The 2,442-nt window shown below is 60.7% G+C and carries 2 protein-coding genes; one reads left to right on the forward strand and one right to left on the reverse strand.

What is annotated here, in order from left to right; translation table 11 throughout:
• Positions 1-1,794: sigma-54-dependent Fis family transcriptional regulator (locus ACXRVY_RS24355; RefSeq protein ID WP_458238458.1), on the forward strand; the 1,794-nt coding region annotated here is incomplete at its 5' end.
• 218 nt (positions 1,795-2,012) lie between these two features.
• On the opposite strand, the gene ACXRVY_RS24360 is transcribed toward ACXRVY_RS24355, so the two are convergent.
• On the reverse strand, positions 2,013-2,442 hold a 430-nt coding region (locus ACXRVY_RS24360), incomplete at its 5' end, for a DALR domain-containing protein (RefSeq protein WP_458238459.1).

Genomic DNA, 2,442 nt, shown 5'->3' on the forward strand with positions numbered 1-2,442 from the left:
ATCCAGGACTCCTGGTCCCGTTGCCGCGCGTTTGGCCTCAGCCATCAGAGCGCGCCGGCATTCGACCAATTGCCGGCCGCGGGAATTGCGCAATTGCTGGAGAGCCAGCATTCACTGGTGCAAACCACCCACCAGGAAGTGCTGCCCTACTACGAGAACATCCTGAGCAACTCCAATTGCCTGATCATGCTCGCCGACCATCAGGGCCAGGTGCTCACGTCGTGGGGTACACAGCGCTTTATCGAACCCAAACTGGCCCGGGGGTTCAGCGCCGGCGCCAGCTGGATGGAGCGCTGCAGCGGCACCAACGCCATTGGCACCGCCCTGGCCTGTGAACAAGCGGTACACATCGAGCACGACGAACATTTCCTCAAGGCCAACCGCTTCATGACCGGTTCCGCCGCGCCGATTTTCGATGCCGAGCGCAAGGTGATCGCGGTGCTGGACGTGTCCAGCGACAGCTACCTGCCACCCTCCCACACCCTGGGCATGGTCAAGATGATGAGCCAGACCGTGGAAAACCGGCTGATCCTCAACCTGTTCCATGGCCAGCATTTCCAGTTGACGTTCAATACCGGCCTGAACAACCTCGACAGCCAGTGGGCGGGGTTGCTGATCTTCGATGAAAGCGGCCAGGTGCTGTCGGCGAACCGCAGGGCCGACAATCTGCTGGGCATCAGCCTGTCGCGGGTCAGTGTCGAAAGCCTGTTCAAGGTCTCGCTGCTGGAGTTGCTGAACCAGCCCGAAGGCCTGCCCTTCGCCTTGCAAACCTCTGGGCGCAACCGCTTCCAGTGCCTGTTGAAGCGGCCGAAACAGGCATCAATTCAACCCCGAGTATTCGCCGAGCMGGTTGTAGCTGCTCCCGCGGCCATCAGCCTCAACACCCTGCACTTCGGCGACAGCCGCGTGGAAAAGGCCGTGCGTCAGGCCGAGCGCTTGCTGGAAAAAGATATTCCCTTGCTGATCCACGGCGAAACCGGGGTCGGCAAGGAAGTGTTCGTCAAAGCGCTGCACCAGGCCAGCTCGCGCAGCAAACAAGCGTTCATTGCCGTCAACTGTGCGGCGATTCCCGCCGAATTGGTGGAGTCCGAGTTGTTCGGTTATGAGAAAGGCGCGTTCACTGGGGCCAACCAGAAAGGCAGTATTGGTCTGATCCGCAAGGCTGACAAAGGCACGCTGTTTCTCGACGAAATCGGTGACATGCCGCTGCCTACCCAAGCGCGGTTACTGCGGGTATTGCAGGAGCGTTGCGTGCAACCGGTGGGCAGCAGTGAGTTGTTCCCGGTGGACATCCGCATCATTTCCGCAACCAATCATGTGCTGCGCGAGCAGGTTCAGTTGGGGCGGTTTCGTGAGGATCTGTATTACCGGATCGGCGGCTTGACCCTGGAGTTGCCGCCGCTCAGGGAACGCAGTGATAAAGAAGCTCTGTTCAAGCGCCTGTGGGAACAGCACCGCGAACCGAGCCAGTGGGCGGGCCTAAGCCGCGAAGTATTAGAGCTGTTCGACCGCCACCCATGGCCGGGCAATTTGCGCCAGGTCAGCAGCGTGATGCAGGTGGCGTTGGCGATGGCCGAAGAACAACCAGTACGACCGGAACATTTGCCGGATGATTTTTTTGTCGATCTGGAAATGGAGCCGGTGGAGGCGCCAGAGCCGTTGGCCGTGGACCTGAATGATGCCGAGGATTTGAACCGGCAGTTGCAGGCGGTTGGGGGGAACATTTCGTATCTCGCCCGCAGACTGGGCGTTAGCCGCAATACCCTTTACAAGCGGTTGCGGCAGACTGAATGACAGGTTGGCCGCACTGGCGGTGTTTGGCTTGAGACCATCGCGAGCAAGCTCGCTCCCACAGGGGATCTGCGTCGCACACCACATTCAGACATTACGAAAATCCAATGTAGGAGCGAGCCTGCTCGCGAAGGCGTCAGCCCTGTCAACACAAGCCTGGAGTCCAACCCCATAAACAAAAACCCGCACTAGGCGGGTTTTGTCTGTAACAAGCAAAACTATCAGTCCGCCAGACGCCAGGTCGTGCCGCCCTTGCCGTCTTCCAGCACCACGCCCATGGCGGTGAGTTGGTCGCGGATGCGGTCGGATTCAGCCCAGTCCTTGCCGGCACGTGCCGCCAGGCGCGCAGCGATCAGCGCCTCGACTTCAGCGGCATCCACGCGCCCTTCGGCACCGGCCTGCAGGAAGTCATCGGCCTCGAGCTGCAACACACCCAGCACGCTGGCCAGTTCTTTCAAACGGGCTGCCAGACCGGCCGCTGCGTTCAGATCACTCTCGCGCAGGCGGTTGATCTCGCGGACCATCTCGAACAGCACCGCGCAGGCTTCCGGCGTGCCGAAGTCGTCGTTCATCACCTGGGTGAAACGCTCGACGAAGGCTTCGCCACCGGCAGGCGCGACAGTCGGCAGGCCTTTCAACGCGTGGTAGAAA

It is taken from the genome of Pseudomonas sp. P5_A2_2, from assembly GCF_054177685.1.